14 protein-coding genes and 1 tRNA gene are annotated in these 13,967 nt (G+C 68.7%); 5 read left to right on the top strand and 10 right to left on the bottom strand.

Annotated features, from left to right (window positions below; genetic code table 11):
• Window positions 1-19: 19 nt before the first annotated feature.
• On the bottom strand, window positions 20-214 hold the full coding sequence (locus tag IEX50_RS01340; RefSeq protein WP_157177162.1) for a YbdD/YjiX family protein: 195 nt from the start codon (window positions 212-214) through the stop codon (window positions 20-22).
• Window positions 211-2,262 (bottom strand): carbon starvation CstA family protein, encoded by a 2,052-nt coding sequence (locus IEX50_RS01335; protein WP_157177161.1) that lies wholly within the window; start codon window positions 2,260-2,262, stop codon window positions 211-213. The genes IEX50_RS01340 and IEX50_RS01335 overlap by 4 nt, the downstream gene beginning before the upstream one ends.
• 151 nt (window positions 2,263-2,413) lie before the next feature.
• Between IEX50_RS01335 and IEX50_RS01330 the strand changes: the two genes are divergently transcribed.
• The gene (locus IEX50_RS01330; RefSeq protein ID WP_157177389.1) at window positions 2,414-3,667 is read left to right on the top strand and encodes an MFS transporter; all 1,254 of its coding nucleotides are present in this window, start codon (window positions 2,414-2,416) and stop codon (window positions 3,665-3,667) included.
• Window positions 3,668-3,678: 11 nt separating this feature from the next.
• Here IEX50_RS01330 and IEX50_RS01325 read toward each other — a convergent pair.
• The 3 genes from IEX50_RS01325 to IEX50_RS01315 form a co-directional block, all read right to left on the bottom strand.
• Window positions 3,679-3,752: transfer RNA gene (locus IEX50_RS01325), tRNA-Gly, on the bottom strand.
• A 56-nt stretch (window positions 3,753-3,808) separates the two neighbouring features.
• Window positions 3,809-4,138 carry a hypothetical protein gene (locus tag IEX50_RS01320; protein WP_157177160.1) on the bottom strand — a complete coding sequence of 110 codons (330 nt, stop codon included), beginning with the start codon at window positions 4,136-4,138 and terminating at the stop codon, window positions 3,809-3,811.
• Between the two features lie 65 nt (window positions 4,139-4,203).
• A complete protein-coding gene (locus IEX50_RS01315) occupies window positions 4,204-4,872 on the bottom strand; it encodes a hypothetical protein (RefSeq protein ID WP_157177159.1) in 669 nt (222 codons plus the stop codon).
• 121 nt (window positions 4,873-4,993) lie between these two features.
• Here IEX50_RS01315 and IEX50_RS01310 point away from each other — a divergent pair, with 121 nt between their 5' ends.
• Window positions 4,994-6,256: a methyltransferase family protein gene (locus IEX50_RS01310; RefSeq protein WP_157177158.1), complete on the top strand. Its 1,263-nt coding sequence runs from the start codon at window positions 4,994-4,996 to the stop codon at window positions 6,254-6,256.
• A gap of 33 nt (window positions 6,257-6,289) precedes the next feature.
• On the opposite strand, the gene IEX50_RS01305 is transcribed toward IEX50_RS01310, so the two are convergent.
• Together IEX50_RS01305 and IEX50_RS01300 are read right to left on the bottom strand one after the other, a co-directional pair.
• The gene (locus tag IEX50_RS01305) at window positions 6,290-7,660 is read right to left on the bottom strand and encodes a glutamate--cysteine ligase (protein ID WP_157177157.1); all 1,371 of its coding nucleotides are present in this window, start codon (window positions 7,658-7,660) and stop codon (window positions 6,290-6,292) included.
• A 55-nt stretch (window positions 7,661-7,715) separates the two neighbouring features.
• Window positions 7,716-8,453 carry a 16S rRNA (uracil(1498)-N(3))-methyltransferase gene (locus IEX50_RS01300; RefSeq protein WP_157177156.1) on the bottom strand — a complete coding sequence of 246 codons (738 nt, stop codon included), beginning with the start codon at window positions 8,451-8,453 and terminating at the stop codon, window positions 7,716-7,718.
• A gap of 201 nt (window positions 8,454-8,654) precedes the next feature.
• Between IEX50_RS01300 and ubiA the strand changes: the two genes are divergently transcribed.
• The 3 genes from ubiA to IEX50_RS01285 are packed head-to-tail and all read left to right on the top strand — an operon-like array spanning window position 8,655 to window position 11,729.
• Window positions 8,655-9,563 carry a 4-hydroxybenzoate octaprenyltransferase gene (gene ubiA / locus IEX50_RS01295; RefSeq protein WP_157177651.1) on the top strand — a complete coding sequence of 303 codons (909 nt, stop codon included), beginning with the start codon at window positions 8,655-8,657 and terminating at the stop codon, window positions 9,561-9,563.
• Window positions 9,564-9,610: 47 nt separating this feature from the next.
• Complete coding sequence (locus tag IEX50_RS01290; protein ID WP_157177650.1) at window positions 9,611-10,957, top strand: TldD/PmbA family protein; 1,347 nt, start codon at window positions 9,611-9,613, stop codon at window positions 10,955-10,957.
• A complete protein-coding gene (locus tag IEX50_RS01285) occupies window positions 10,950-11,729 on the top strand; it encodes a 3'(2'),5'-bisphosphate nucleotidase CysQ (RefSeq protein ID WP_157177649.1) in 780 nt (259 codons plus the stop codon). Before IEX50_RS01290 ends, IEX50_RS01285 begins: the two co-directional genes overlap by 8 nt.
• Before the next feature lie 144 nt (window positions 11,730-11,873).
• Here the strand turns inward: IEX50_RS01285 and IEX50_RS01280 are convergent, their stop codons facing one another.
• The 3 genes from IEX50_RS01280 to IEX50_RS01270 all read right to left on the bottom strand — a co-directional run bounded on the left by IEX50_RS01280 (window position 11,874) and on the right by IEX50_RS01270 (window position 13,940).
• On the bottom strand, window positions 11,874-12,362 hold the full coding sequence (locus IEX50_RS01280; protein ID WP_157177648.1) for a DUF4142 domain-containing protein: 489 nt from the start codon (window positions 12,360-12,362) through the stop codon (window positions 11,874-11,876).
• Window positions 12,363-12,468: 106 nt separating this feature from the next.
• A complete protein-coding gene (locus tag IEX50_RS01275) occupies window positions 12,469-12,903 on the bottom strand; it encodes a CoA-binding protein (protein ID WP_157177647.1) in 435 nt (144 codons plus the stop codon).
• A gap of 11 nt (window positions 12,904-12,914) precedes the next feature.
• Entirely contained in the window at window positions 12,915-13,940 is a 1,026-nt protein-coding gene (locus IEX50_RS01270; protein WP_157177646.1) for an Mrp/NBP35 family ATP-binding protein, read from the bottom strand.
• Window positions 13,941-13,967: the final 27 nt, after the last annotated feature.

The following is a 13,967-nucleotide window of genomic DNA, read 5'->3' as shown; positions in this document are numbered from 1 at the left end:
GCTTTGCGCTAGGCCAATCTCAGCAGCATCGTCCGCCGCCGGCGCTGCCGTAGCGGGCGTCCTGGCGGTTGCGGAAGAATGTGCGTTCGGACATCGGTTCGCGGTCGGGGTGGTGGGCGGCCATGTGCGCGCGGTAGGCGTCGTAGCTCGGCACGCCGACCATCAGCCGGGCGGTGTCGCGCAGTGCCTTTATGATGCGGGCGGTGCGGGTCATTCCGCGGGCGCCAGGGCGGGGAGTTCGGACACGGTCGGGCGATCGACCGCGCGGGCCGCGATGCAGGTGCGGATGCCGTAGAACAGGATCGCGGCGACAACGGCGAGGAAGATTGCGCAAAGGCCGGCATCGATCCGGTCGTTCATGACGATCCGGCTCATGTCGCCGATCGACTTGGCCGGTGCCAGTACCTCGCCGCGGGACAAGGCGTCACCGTATTTCGCGGCGTGGGAGAGGAAGCCCACTTTCGGATCGGCGGAGAACAGTTTCAGCAGGCCGGCGGCGGTGGTGCAGAGGATCAGCCACGCCGCGGGGACGATCGTGACCCAGGCGAAGCGGTGCTGCTTCATCCGGAACAGCACGACCGTGGCGAGCGTCAGCGCGATGGCGGCGAGCATCTGGTTCGAAATGCCGAACAGCGGCCAGAGCGTGTTTACGCCGCCGAGCGGATCCGTGACGCCCTGATACAGGAAGAAGCCCCACGCCGCGACGCATAGCGCGGTCGCGACGAGGCCGGGGGCGACCGCGGAGGTATCGCGGAACCGCGGCACGAGGAGGCCGAGCAGATCCTGCAGCATGAAGCGGCCCGCGCGAGTGCCGGCATCGACCGCGGTCAGGATGAACAGCGCCTCGAACAGGATCGCGAAATGGTACCAGAAGGCCATCATCGCCTTGCCGCCGATCACGTGGCTGAAGATCTGCGCCATCGCGACGGCGAGCGTGGGGGCGCCGCCGGTGCGCGAGATGATGCTCGCCTCGCCCACGTCGCGCGCGGTCTGTGTGAGCGTCGCGGCGTCGATCGGGAAGCCCATGGCGGTGACCGCAGCGGCCGCGCTCAGCGCGTCGGGGCCAAGCACCGCGGCTGGGCTGTTCATTGCGAAATAGATGCCGGGATCGAGGATCGAGGCGCCGACCAGCGCCATGATTGCTACGAAGCTTTCCATCAGCATCGCGCCGTAGCCGATGAACGGGGCGTCGCCCTCGCTGGCGATCAGTTTCGGCGTCGTGCCGCTGGCGATCAGCGCGTGGAAGCCGGACACCGCGCCGCACGCGATGGTGATGAACAGGAACGGGAACAGCGAGCCCGACCAGACCGGGCCGCCGCCGCCCGCGAACACGGTGACCGCCGGCATGCGGAGCGGCGGGGCCATGATCGCGATGCCGATCGCGAGTGCCGCGATCGCGCCTATCTTGAGAAAGGTCGACAGATAGTCGCGCGGGGCGAGCAGCAGCCAGACCGGCAGGACGGAGGCGACTGCGCCGTAGCCGATCAGGATCCAGCAGAGCTGGACGGGCGTGTAGGTGAACAACGGGGCGAGCGTGGGCGATGCGGCGACGTTCGCGCCGAACACGATCGCGGCGAACAGCCCGATCATGCCGAGCGCGGAAACCTCACCCACCCGGCCGGGGCGGATCCAGCGTGTGTAGGCGCCCATCAGCATGGCGAGCGGGATCGTGGCGGCGACGGTGAACAGGCCCCACGGGCTTTCGGCGAGCGCGCGCACGACGATCAGCGCGAGGACCGCGAGGATGATGACCATGATCATGAAGGCGCCGAACAGCGCGATCGTGCCGGGGATCGTCCCCATCTCCATCCGGATCAGTTCGCCGAGCGAGCGGCCGTCGCGGCGCATCGAGATGAACAGGATCATGAAATCCTGGACCGCGCCCGCCACCACGACGCCGGCGAGGATCCAGAGCGTGCCGGGGAGGTAGCCCATCTGGGCCGCGAGCACGGGGCCGACCAGCGGGCCGGCCCCGGCGATCGCCGCGAAATGGTGGCCGAACAGGATGTTGCGGTTGGTGGGGACATAGTCGAGCCCGTCAGCGCGGCGGTGCGCCGGGGTGGTGCGGGCGGGGTCGATCCGGAGAACGCGGTCCGCGATGAAGCGCGCGTAGAAGCGGTAGGCGATGAGGTAGACCGAGATTGCGGCGGCGACGATCCAGAGCGCGTTGATCTGTTCCCCGCGTGACGTCGCGACCACCGCGAGCGCGCCGGCCGCGAGTGCGGCCATGGCGGCCCAGCCGGTTTTCTGGATGATGGTCATGCGCCGCCCCTCTGTTTTGTGGTGAACCTAGGCGCGGTTTGGGTTGGAGGGCAAGCTTGGGGGGAACTGTGGGCTCTTCGCTCTCCCTTCCCGCTGCGGAACGGGTAAGGAGGCGGAGCGAAGACAGGGGAATCAGGTGGACGATCCGAACATGAACCGGCGCGTGCTGTGGGCCAGCTTGGTCGGGACGGCGGTTGAGTTCTACGATTTCTATATCTATGCGACCGCGGCGAGCCTGTTCTTCGGGGCGATGTTCTTTCCGGCCACCTCGGCGGCGGCGCAGCAGATGGCGGCTTATGCCAGCCTGGGGCTCGCGTTCGTGGCGCGGCCGGTGGGGGCGGCGGTGTTCGGCCATTATGGCGACCGGATCGGGCGGAAATCGACGCTGGTCGCGTCGCTGCTGCTGATGGGTGGATCGACGACGCTGATCGCGTTCCTGCCGACATATCAGGTGGCGGGATGGTGGGCGCCCGCGTTGCTGTGCGTGCTGCGGTTCGGGCAGGGGTTCGGGCTGGGCGGCGAGTGGGGCGGGGCGGCGTTGCTGACGGTCGAGAATGCGCCGCCGGGGTGGCGCGGGCGGTTCGGCATGGTGCCGCAGCTCGGCGCGCCGGTCGGGTTCATCGCGGCGAACGGGTTCTTCCTGCTGCTCGGGCTCACGCTGACGCCCGACCAGTTCCGCGACTGGGGCTGGCGCGTGCCGTTTCTGGCGAGCGCGGTGCTGGTCGGGTTGGGGCTCTGGGTGCGGCTGAAGCTGACCGAGACGCCCGCGTTCAAGCAGCAGCTGGCCGAGGGGCCGCCGGAGGCGGTGCCGTTCGCGACGGTGTTCGCGCGGCATCTGGGGCCGACGCTGGCGGGGACGTTCGGCGTGGTCGCGTGTTTCGCGCTCTACTATCTCGCCACGGCGTTCGCGCTCGGGTGGGGGACGGGGACGCTCGGCTACTCGCGGACCGAGTTCCTGCTGATGCAACTTGGTGCGATCCTGTTCATGGCGGCGGGGATCGTCGCGGCGGGTGTGCTGTCGGATCGCTACGATCCGCGCCGCGTGCTGATAGGCGGGTGCCTGGGCACCGTGGCGGTCGGCATGTTGCTCGCGCCGCTGTTTGGCAGCGGGTCGGCGGTGGGGGTGTTCTTGTTCCTGGCGCTTGCGTTGCTGGCGATGGGGTTCGTCTATGGGCCGCTCGGCGCGTGGTTGCCGGGGCTGTTTCCGGCGGGGGTGCGCTATACCGGCGCGTCGATCGCGTTCAACGTCGGCGGGATTTTGGGCGGCGGGGTGGCACCGCTGGCGGCGCAGGCGATGGCGGAGCGTGGCGGGCTGGCACCGGTCGGCTGGTATCTGGCGGGGTGTGCGGCGGTCAGTCTGGTTGCGCTGCTCGCGGCGTCGCGGTCCGGGACCGCTGTCGACTGACGGTTAAAACGTGGAGCGGGTAGCGGGGATCGAACCCGCGTCACAAGCTTGGAAGGCTAGTGCTCTACCATTGAGCTATACCCGCGTCGGGTGGTTCCCTGCCATTCGGGCGGGCGGTTCGTCAACCGTCTTGGCGTGCGGTCAGGCATGGGCCGGTTCGCGGGCGGCGGCCAAGTCCGACCGGGTTCGGCGGGGCTGCGCGCCTTCGTAGAAGCCGGCGATCGTGATCCAGTCCATCCGCCATTCCATGACGATGCGGTCGTCGGTGATGTGTACCAGTGCGGCCCCTTCGTCGACGAGCCGGAACCCGATCCGCCCATGCCGATCGGGCGTGCCGAGGATGCGCGACCCGTCGCTGGTCGCGATCCAGAAGCGGTCCTCGATCCCGGTATCGGGGATGCGCAACTGGACGTCGATGTCGCCGGTGACGGCGATGCGGTCGGAACGAATCGGTCTGATGTCGATGCCCATGGCGGCCTCCTTTCGGAACAAAGGAAGAACATGGACGAAGGCGGGTTTGTAGGAAAGCGCAAATCCTACTGCGACGGTGCTTTCCTGGGGTCGCTGCCGATGAAGCCGAAGAAGATGTCGTGCGATAGCAGGTCACTGGCCGCCATGACGTAGGTGACGCACTCATACTGCGCCGGCGTGGCGGCGGCGCCTTCGACCCCGGTGGCGGTCAGATGCCCGAGGCCGCCCTTGGTAAAGGTTATGGTCCGGTCGTCGACCGCGACGAGCAGCGCGCCGGGGCGCACGCCGCAGAATTGTTCGACGGCCTTTGTGAACCCGGCCAGCGGGCGACCGCGCTTGATCGACGGCGCGGTTTCGAGCCGGTTCTGCTGCTGCAACCACCCGCGTGCTTCGGCGACGTCTCCGGTGTTTGCGATAGTCGCATAGATTGCGGAATAACGCTTCCACTCCGCCGCCTCGCGGAAATAGACATAGTAGGACGTCCGGCGGGACGCGCGTGCGATGCAGGACAGCATGGTTTTTGCGAACGGTGGCTTGCCGCTTGCGATCCACACGACGTCTTCCTGCATGTCCTCGTCGTACGACACGCTGACGCGATCCGGTGCCACGCCGCAGCCGATCACTGCGCTGCGAGCCTTGTCCGGTAATGGCGAGGTGACGGGGGCCGGCGCCGAGCCGTTCGACGGCAATGCGGGTGCCGCCAGCAGCAGCATCGAGCCGATCAGGTCGAACATGGCCATCCCCTCAGTCTGCCCGCGTGTCGCGGCGCTGCTCCGGTATAGCAGCTTCGGGGTGCGGCGGTGCGTTCGGCAACGGCTTCGCGATTTCTGCACGAATTGACGCTATGCCGGCCGGATGACGGAACGGGATCAGCGGCCGCGGTCGGCAGTGAGCGGTTGGGTTGGGCTGGCCGGCATGGTCGGGCTGGCGGCCTGGATCGCAATCGCGGCGCATTGGGGCATGGACGGGCCGATGGCGGGGATGGCCGCGGTCTTGGCGTGCGGGCTGCCGATGGTGGCGTGGTCGCTGTTCGTCGACAAGGTGCATCGGCGGCCGTCGACCGGGATCGACTGGTCGCTGCGCCGGCCGTGGGCCGAGGTGCGCGAGACTGCGTTCGCCAAGATCGCCGGGCTGTGGGTGACGTGGGCGGCGATCGCGGGCTTCTACGCGCTCGGGCGGTGGTATTGGCAGGGCGGATATGTATTCGCGATGCAGGTGCTGGCGGGGGTCGTGACGGCGTTGTTGCTGTTGTCGGTGCCTTACATCCTCTGGATCGACCGGCGGCTGATCGAGCCGCGCGACGGGGCCTATGCCTTCGGGCAGTGGTTGAGCGGGCGGGCGCATGACCGGGATGCGGTGCTACGGCATGCGCGAGCGTGGGCGGTGAAGGGGTTCTTCACGGCGTTCATGCTGTCGATCGTGCCGGGGAACTGGAACGAGCTGATGCACCGCGATCCGTCGGCGATGCTCGTCGACCCGATGGCGGCGGCGTTCGGGCTGATCACGCTGATGTTCCTGATCGACGTGGCGTTCGCGACGGTCGGCTATGTCCTGACGATGCGGCCGCTGGATGCGCATATCCGGTCGGCCAACCCGTATCTGGGTGGCTGGGTGTCGGCGCTGGCGTGCTATCCGCCGTTCATCCTGATCGCGCGCGGCGGGCCGGTGGATTACGAGACGGGCGGGGCGAACTGGTCCTGGTGGCTGGCGGGGAGCCCGCGGCTGACGTTCGTCTGGATGGTGCCGCTGGTGGTGCTGACCGGGGTCTATGCCTGGGCGACGGTGGCGTTCGGCTTGCGGTTCTCCAACCTGACGCACCGCGGGATCATCACCAACGGGCCGTACCGGATCACCAAGCACCCGGCCTATCTGGCGAAGAACTTGTTCTGGTGGATGTCGGCGATGCCGTTCCTGGCGGTGTCGGGGGACCTGGCCACGGGGGTGCGCAACACGGTACTGATGGGGGTGGTGAGCGGCGTCTATTACTGGCGCGCGCGGACCGAGGAGAAACATCTCGGCGCGGATCCCGACTACCGCGCGTATGCCGCATGGATGGACCGGCATGGGCCGGTGCCGTGGCTGTTGGGGAAGGTCGGGTTGCGGACCGGGGGGTGGTGATGCCCCTCTCGTTCATGAGAGGGGCTTAGCCGGTCAGAAGCGCATCTCTTCGTAGATGCGGCCGAGGTCGCCCTGCCATTCGCCGTGGTAACGTTCGAGGAGGCGGTCGGCGGAGGTCTTGCCGCTGGCGACGATGTCGCGGAGCGGGCTGAGATAGCCGGTTTCGTCATCGCCGATCGCGTTCAGCCGGGCGCGGGCCTTGAGGCCGGCATGGGCGATGTCGAGCACCTGCGCGCCGAGCTGCTGGAACGTGCGGCCGCGCGGGCCGACCGTTTTCAGGCCGAGCCGCGGCACGTCGGCGCGGATGCGGGTGTGGTCGGCGATCGTCCAGTGCTTGACGAGGTCCCACGCCGCATCGAGCGATGCATCGTCGTAGAGCAGCCCGACCCAGAAGGCGGGGAGCGCGCAGATCGTGCCGTGCGGGCCGCCGTCCGCGCCGCGCATTTCGAGGAAGCTCTTCAGTCGCACTTCGGGGAAGGCGGTGGAGAGGTGATCCGACCAGTCGGTGCGGGTCGGCTTGTGCCCCGGATAGACCGGCAGTTCGCCGCGCAGGAACGCCTTGAAGTCGTGGCCCGCGGCGTCGATGTACTGGCCGTCGCGGTACACGAAGTACATCGGCACGTTCAGCATGTAGTCGGCGTAGCGTTCGTAGCCGAACCCATCCTCGAACACGAACGGCAGCATGCCGGTGCGCGCCGGATCGGTATCGGTCCAGATGTGGCTGCGGTAGCTCAAGTAACCGTTCGGCTTGCCTTCGGTGAAGGGCGAGTTGGCGAACAGCGCGGTGGCGAGTGGCTGCAACGCGAGGCTGACGCGGAACTTCTTCACCATGTCGGCTTCGCTGCCATAGTCCAGGTTCGTCTGGATCGTGCAGGTGCGGAGCATCATGTCGAGCCCCATGCTGCCGACGCGGGGCATGTGATCGAGCATGATCCGGTAGCGGCCCTTGGGCATGATCGGCAGTTCGGCGCGGGTCTTGTCGGGCCACATGCCCATGCCGAGGAAGCCGAGGCCGAGCTTGTCGCCGATCGCCTTCACCTGTTCCAGGTGGCGGCCGGTTTCGGCGCAGGTCTGGTGCAGATTGTCGAGCGGGGCGCCGGACAGTTCGAACTGGCCCGCTGGTTCCAGGCTGACATTCCCGTCGCTGCCGGCCAGCGCGATGACGTTGCCGCCCTCCTCGATCCCGGTCCAGCCATAGTCGCCCATGCCGGCCAGCAGATCGCGGATGCCGCCCGTCTCGGTGTAGGACGGCGCGCGGCGATCGGCGGTGCGGAACACGAATTTCTCGTGCTCCGTGCCGATCCGCCAGCGGTCCTTCGGTTTTTCACCGTCGGCGAACAGGCCGATCAGGTCGGCGCGATCGGTGATGGCCGCGGTGCTGAGGGTGTCGATCATGCTGCTCATGAACGCGCCCTTACGCGTGGGCGGGGATGCGCGCCAGCGAGCATTTTAATGTCGGTCACCAGTCCCCGGCGTGCGCCATCCAGAGCGCGACTGCGGCCGCCATCGCGGTATCGGCGCGCAGGATTCTGGGGCCGAGCGTAACGCCCGTGGCTTTTGGGATTGCACGGATCGAGTCGCGTTCCTCGGGGGTGAAACCACCCTCCGGTCCGATCAGGATCGCGGCCGGGCCGGGGCGGACGGCCTGCCCGAACGACTGCCCGCCGGTTTCGTCGGCGAACAGCAGCTGGCGGTCGTCGGGCCAGGCCTTGAGCAGCGTGTCGAGCGGAGTGAGGTCGGCGAGATCGGGCAGCGCGGTGCGGCCGCATTGCTCTGCCGCCTCGATCAGGTGGGCGCGGAGCCGGTCGTGGTTGAGGCGGTCGACGATCGTGCGGCGGGTGAGCACGGGCACGATCCGCGCGACGCCGAGTTCACAGGCCTTCTCCATCAGCCAGTCGATGCGGCCCTTCTTGATTGGCGCGGCGAGCAGCCAAAGGTCGGGGACGGGCTCGCGATCGCGCAGGTGGCGGGTGACGGCGAGCGTGACGGCGCGACGTTCGGCGGTAACGATCTCCGCGAGCCATTCGCCGGTGCGGTCGTCGAACAGCTTCACCTGTGCGCCGGGTTTCAGGCGGAGGACGGCGCCGAGATAGTTGGCTGCCGGGCCGTCCAGGGTGAGGTGGGCGTCCTGGGCAAGAGGTTGATCGAGGAAGAGGCGGGGGAGGGTGTTGGGGGGCCAGGCTGGGGTGGCGGGCATTTGCGTGGGGCTTTCGGTTTCTGGCGAGTCGCCTGTGACCATAGAGCCCTCCTCCCACCGGGGGGAGGGTACGGTGGGGGGCTTAGGCTGGACGGGACTTATCCCACATGCGTTTCACCCAGTGACGCCCCCCACCGTACCCTCCCCCCGGTGGGGGGGAGGGGGCTTTGTTCGGCTCTTCCGGACAGGTAAGGCCTCCTAATGACGACAGACATTACCCCCGATAGCGAGCAGCGTGGTTTCGTGCGGTTGCTGCCTGCTGCGATCCGGCCGTTCTGGTTGCTGGCGCGGTTCGATCGGCCGATCGGGGGGTGGTTGCTGTTCTGGCCGGGGGCGTGGGCGATCGCGCTGGCGGGGGCGGGGTGGGCGCGGGTCGACCTGATCCTGTGGTTCCTGCTCGGTGCGTTCGCGATGCGCGGGGCGGGGTGCGTCTATAACGATATCGTCGACCGCGACCTGGATGCGCAGGTCGAGCGGACGCGCAACCGGCCATTGCCGAGCGGGCAGGTTTCGGTGCGGGCGGCGTGGATCTGGCTGGTGCTGCTGTGTGCGGTCGGGCTGGTCGTGCTGATGCAGCTGAACCTAACCGCGGCGATCACCGCGGTGGCGAGCCTGGGGGCGGTGGCAGCCTATCCGTTCATGAAGCGGATTACGTGGTGGCCGCAGGCGTGGCTGGGGATCGTGTTCAGCTGGGCCGCGCTGGTGGGGTGGCCCGCGGCGACGGGGACGTTCGCGCCGGCGCTGGTATGGCTTTATGCCGGGTCGATCGCGTGGGTAATCGGGTACGACACAATCTATGCGTTGCAGGATATCGAGGACGACCAGATTGCAGGCGTAAGGTCCAGCGCGCGGGCGCTCGGCGGCCACGCGCGGGCGGGGATCGCGATCTTCTATGCCGTCGCGGTGGCGGCATGGTGCGTGGCGATCTGGCAGGTCCGGCCGCAGGGGCTGGCGTTGCTCGCGCTGGCGCCGGTCGCGCTGCATCTGATGGCGCAGGTCGTGTCGCTGAAACCCGCGGACGGTGGCGATGCGCTGGCGAAGTTCCGGTCGAACCGCTTTGCCGGGCTGCTGATGTTCCTGGCCTGCCTGGTGGTGGGCAGCGCGCGCTAGCCGGGACGGCCCTTTCGCCGGGGCCGCCGCAGCCCTAGATGTCAATCATGCTGACATCCTCTTCCGCCGCGGCGCGTGCCGCCGATCTCGTTGCCGATGCCGTTGCGGCCGGTGCCGACAGTGCCGACGTCCTCTATGTGCGCGATGCCTCGACGCAGGTGTCGGTGCGGCTCGGCAAACTCGACGATGTGCAGCGGTCGGACGGCGAGGAGATCGGGTTGCGGCTGTTCGTCGGGCGGCGGTCGGCGAGCGTGTCGTCATCCGACCTGTCGGCCGATGCGATGCGTGCGCTGGTCGAGCGGGCGGTTGCGATGGCGCGGGAGGCCCCGGAGGACCCCAACGCTGGGCTGGCGCCGGCCGAGTTGCTCGCAACCGGGACGGTGCCCGATGTCGATATCGACGATGGCGGCGGGGCCGGCCCGGCCGAGCTGAAGGCACGCGCGCTGGAGGCCGAGGAGATCGCGCGGGCGCTGCCGGGCGTCACGAACAGCGAGGGCGCGGGGGCGAGTGCCAGCCGGGCGACGATCGCGCTGGCGACCTCGACCGGGTTCGCGCGCGAATACACTACGACGGCCTATGGCTGTTCGGCCAGCGTGATTGCGGGGGCGGGCGGCGCGATGCAGCGCGACTATGCCAGCCACAGCGCGCGGCATCTGGCGGACCTGGAGGCGGCCGACACGATCGGACGGCGCGCGGGCGAGCGGGCGACGGCGCGGCTGAACCCGGTGCAGCTGCCGTCGGGGCGGATGCCGGTGGTGTTCGATCCGCGGGTCAGCGCCGGGCTGCTCGGTCCGCTGATCGGCGCGATCACCGGGTCGGCGATCGCGCGGCGGACGAGTTTCCTGCTGGACGCGATGGGGACGCAGCTGTTCGCGCCGGGGATCAGCGTGATCGACGATCCGCACCGAGTGCGCGGGCTGCGGTCGCGGCCGTTCGATGGCGAGGGGCTGCCGACTGCGCGGAGCGAGATCGTGGCGGACGGGCGGCTGACCGGGTGGATCGCCGACTCCGCGTCCGCGCGGCAGCTCGGGATCCAGCCGACCGGCCATGCGAGCCGCGGGATCGGCGGGTCGCCGGGGGCGGGGACAACGAATTTGCATCTGGCGGCGGGGACGTTGTCGGTCGAGGAACTGATCGCGGACATCGCGCTGGGTGTGTGGGTGATCGAGCTGATCGGGAGCGGGGTCAACGGGTTGACCGGTGATTACAGCCGGGGTGCGGCGGGCTTCGCGATCCGCGACGGCAAGCTGGCGGAGCCGGTGGCGGAGATCACGATCGCGGGCAATCTCAAGACGATGTACCGCGAACTTGTGCCGGCGTCCGACCTGGTGTTCCGCGGCGGAAGCAACGCGCCGACGGTGCGGATCGAGGGCATGACGGTGGCGGGTGCCTGACCGGCTGATCGACGCGGTCGCCAAGGTCGCGGCGGAGGCCGGGCGGATCGCCATGGCGAGCTTCGGCGGCGGGTACAACCGGTGGGAGAAGGAGCCCGGCCACCCGGTGTGCGACGTCGATCTGGCCGTCGATGCGATGGTGCGCGCGCGACTGCGCGAGATCGACCCGGAGGCGGGCTGGCTTTCCGAGGAAACGGTCGACAATGCCGAGCGGTTGATGGGGGTCCGGACGTGGGTGGTCGATCCGATCGACGGGACGCGCGACTATCTGCGCGGGCGGCCGGGCTGGGCTGTGTCGATCGCGCTGGTCGAGGGCGGGAATGTCGTGTTGGGCGTGCTCGATGCGCCGGTGCGGGGCGAGCGCTGGTCGGCGGTGCGCGGGCACGGGGCGACGCGGAACGGTGTGGCGTTGCGGGCCGGTGGGCGGACAGAGCTGGTGGGTGCGCGGACGCCGGCGGAGGCCTTGCCGCGGGCGGACCGCGAGCTGACGATGGTGGAGCGGCCGAATTCGATCGCGCTCCGGATCGCGATGGTGGCGGCGGACGAGGCGGACCTGGTCGCGACGCTGCGCTGGGGACATGAATGGGACATCGCGGCCGCCGCGCTGATCGCGCAGGAGGCGGGGGCGGTGGTGACCGACGGGTTCGGTGATCCGCTGCGCTATAACTCGACCAAGGGCGAGGCGTTCGGGTGTATCGCGGCGGTGCCGGGGATCCATGCCGCGGCGGTGGCACATCTGGGGCCGCGCGCGACTGCGGCGGTAGCTCGGTAGCTCGGTAGCTCGGTAGGATCAGCGTCCGGCGACGAACTGGTCCGTCGATACGGCCTTCGACTTCGCTCAGTCCCTACTCAGGACCAACGGTCTGTAAGTTGAAACGCCGGGTCGTTGTGCGACCCGGCGTTTCTTGTGGGAAGATCAGCTCGGCTTGATGGCCGAAATCATTTCGATGTGGTGCTGGACGATCGGCACGGCCTTGGTGGCGGCGGCCTTCAGCGCGGGCTGCGTGCCGGACGTGCTGTAACCCTGATGCAGCGCGAGTGCTTCCTGATGCGCGGTCGCCTGCTGCTGCAGATACATTGCATCGCGGGCCGGGCCGGTGGCACCGTTCAGGTCGGCGATTATCTGCGCCTTCGGGGCGTCGAGCTTCGGCGGGGCGGGGCGGATGCCGGCGGTCTTGGCGGCGGCCATGACGGTCGCGGTCGTCTTGCCGTGGTCGGTGATCATCATCTGCGCGAACTTGCGCACACCGGCATTCTTCGTCGATTTCAGGACGATCTGGCTGGACTGCTTTTCGTACAGATCGCCGGCGCCGGCCTTCATGACGAAGGTGGCGGGAGTCTCTGGTGCCTGGGCAAGGGCGGGAGTCGCGACGAGCGCGGCGAGGATCAGTGCGGGCTTGAACATGGTTCGTCTCCATCCGATGCGGCGTTTCACCACAAGAGATGCCCCAACGGGCCATATTGACGAAGTGTTCACCAATATCGCCAAGTAACAACCTATATCAGGACGATTATGTCTCGGACACCGGTGGCAGTCCGAGCCGCGCGATTTCGATCTTCGGGCAGCGATCGACGACGACCTTCAGCCCAGCCGCTTCGGCACGGGCAACGCCGGCATCGTCTTGCACGCCGAGTTGCAGCCAGACCGATTTCGCACCGGCGGCGATCGCCTGGTCGATCGCGGCGCCGGCGTCCGCCGACTTGCGGAAGATGTCGACCATGTCGATCGGCTCGCCGATCTGCGCCAGTTCGCGCCAGACATATTCGCCGTGGACATGTTCGCCGGTGATCTGCGGATTGACGGGGATCACGCGGTAGCCGTGGTGGGTCAGGAACTGCCCCACGCCGTAGCTCGGCCGATCCGGGCGGTCGGATGCGCCGATCATCGCGATGGTGCGGGTTTCGCGCAGGAGAGCCGCGATGTCGTCGTTGGATGTCAGGGGCATGCCGGTCTCCGTCAGATAGTGGGCGCGAGCGCCGCCGGTTGGGTCAGCCAGTCGGCGATGCGGTCCGCGATGGCCAGGAATGCGGCGGCCTCGGGTCCGTCGCCGGCGGCCGGCGGGGTGCCCGCATCGGACGCGGTGCGGATCGCGATGTCGAGCGGCACGCGGCCAAGGAACGGCAGCGCCAATGAGGCGGCGGCCGCCTCCGCACCGCCGCGACCGAACGGGTCGGAACCTTCGCCGCAATGCGGGCAGATGTAGCCGGACATGTTTTCGACGAGACCGATGAGCGGCACCGACGCCTGACGGAACAGGTCGATCGCCCGGGTGGCGTCGATCAGCGCCAGGTCCTGCGGCGTCGAGACGATGACCGCGCCGGCCGGTTTGTGCTTCGAGATCATGCTGAGCTGCACGTCGCCGGTGCCGGGCGGCAGATCGAGGATCAGGACGTCGATATCGCCCCAGTCGGCATCGACGAGCTGGCCGAGCGCACCGCCGACCATCGGCCCGCGCCAGGCGATCGCGCGGCCGGGTTCGACGAGCTGGCCCATCGACAGCATCGGGACGCCGTATTCGGTGGGCACCGGGTTGAGCCACTTGTCGAGTGCGGTGGCCTTCCGGTCTGCGGCGTTCATCAGTTGCGGCTGCGACGGGCCGTAAATGTCCGCATCGACCAGCCCGACCTTCACGCCGCGCCGGGCAAGTGCCACCGCGACGTTGGCGGACAAAGTGGACTTGCCGACGCCGCCCTTGCCGCTGCCGATCGCGATGATGCGGCGGGTCTTCTTCTCCGCGGTCATGGCGACACGGACGGTCGCGACGCCGGGGACCGCGAGCAGGGCAGCGCGGATGTGATCTTCGACGGCGGTGCGGTCCGCGTCGCTGTAGCCGGTGACGTCGAGGATCACGCTGGCGGTCGTGCCGGTCATGCGCGGTGCGGCCGCACGGGCGGCGGCGATGAGGCCGCGGCCGGACGCCGGGTCGACGACCAGATCCAAGGCGTGGGCGAGACGGTCGGTGGGATCGGCGGGAGACTGCATATGATGGACATAAGGCCCATAGGCAGC

Source organism: Sphingomonas prati (assembly GCF_014643515.1).
GTDB classification, from domain to species: domain Bacteria; phylum Pseudomonadota; class Alphaproteobacteria; order Sphingomonadales; family Sphingomonadaceae; genus Sphingomonas_R; species Sphingomonas_R prati.
The sequence above is the reverse complement of the archived record's forward strand: the minus strand, read 5'-3'. Positions and strand labels throughout refer to the sequence as shown.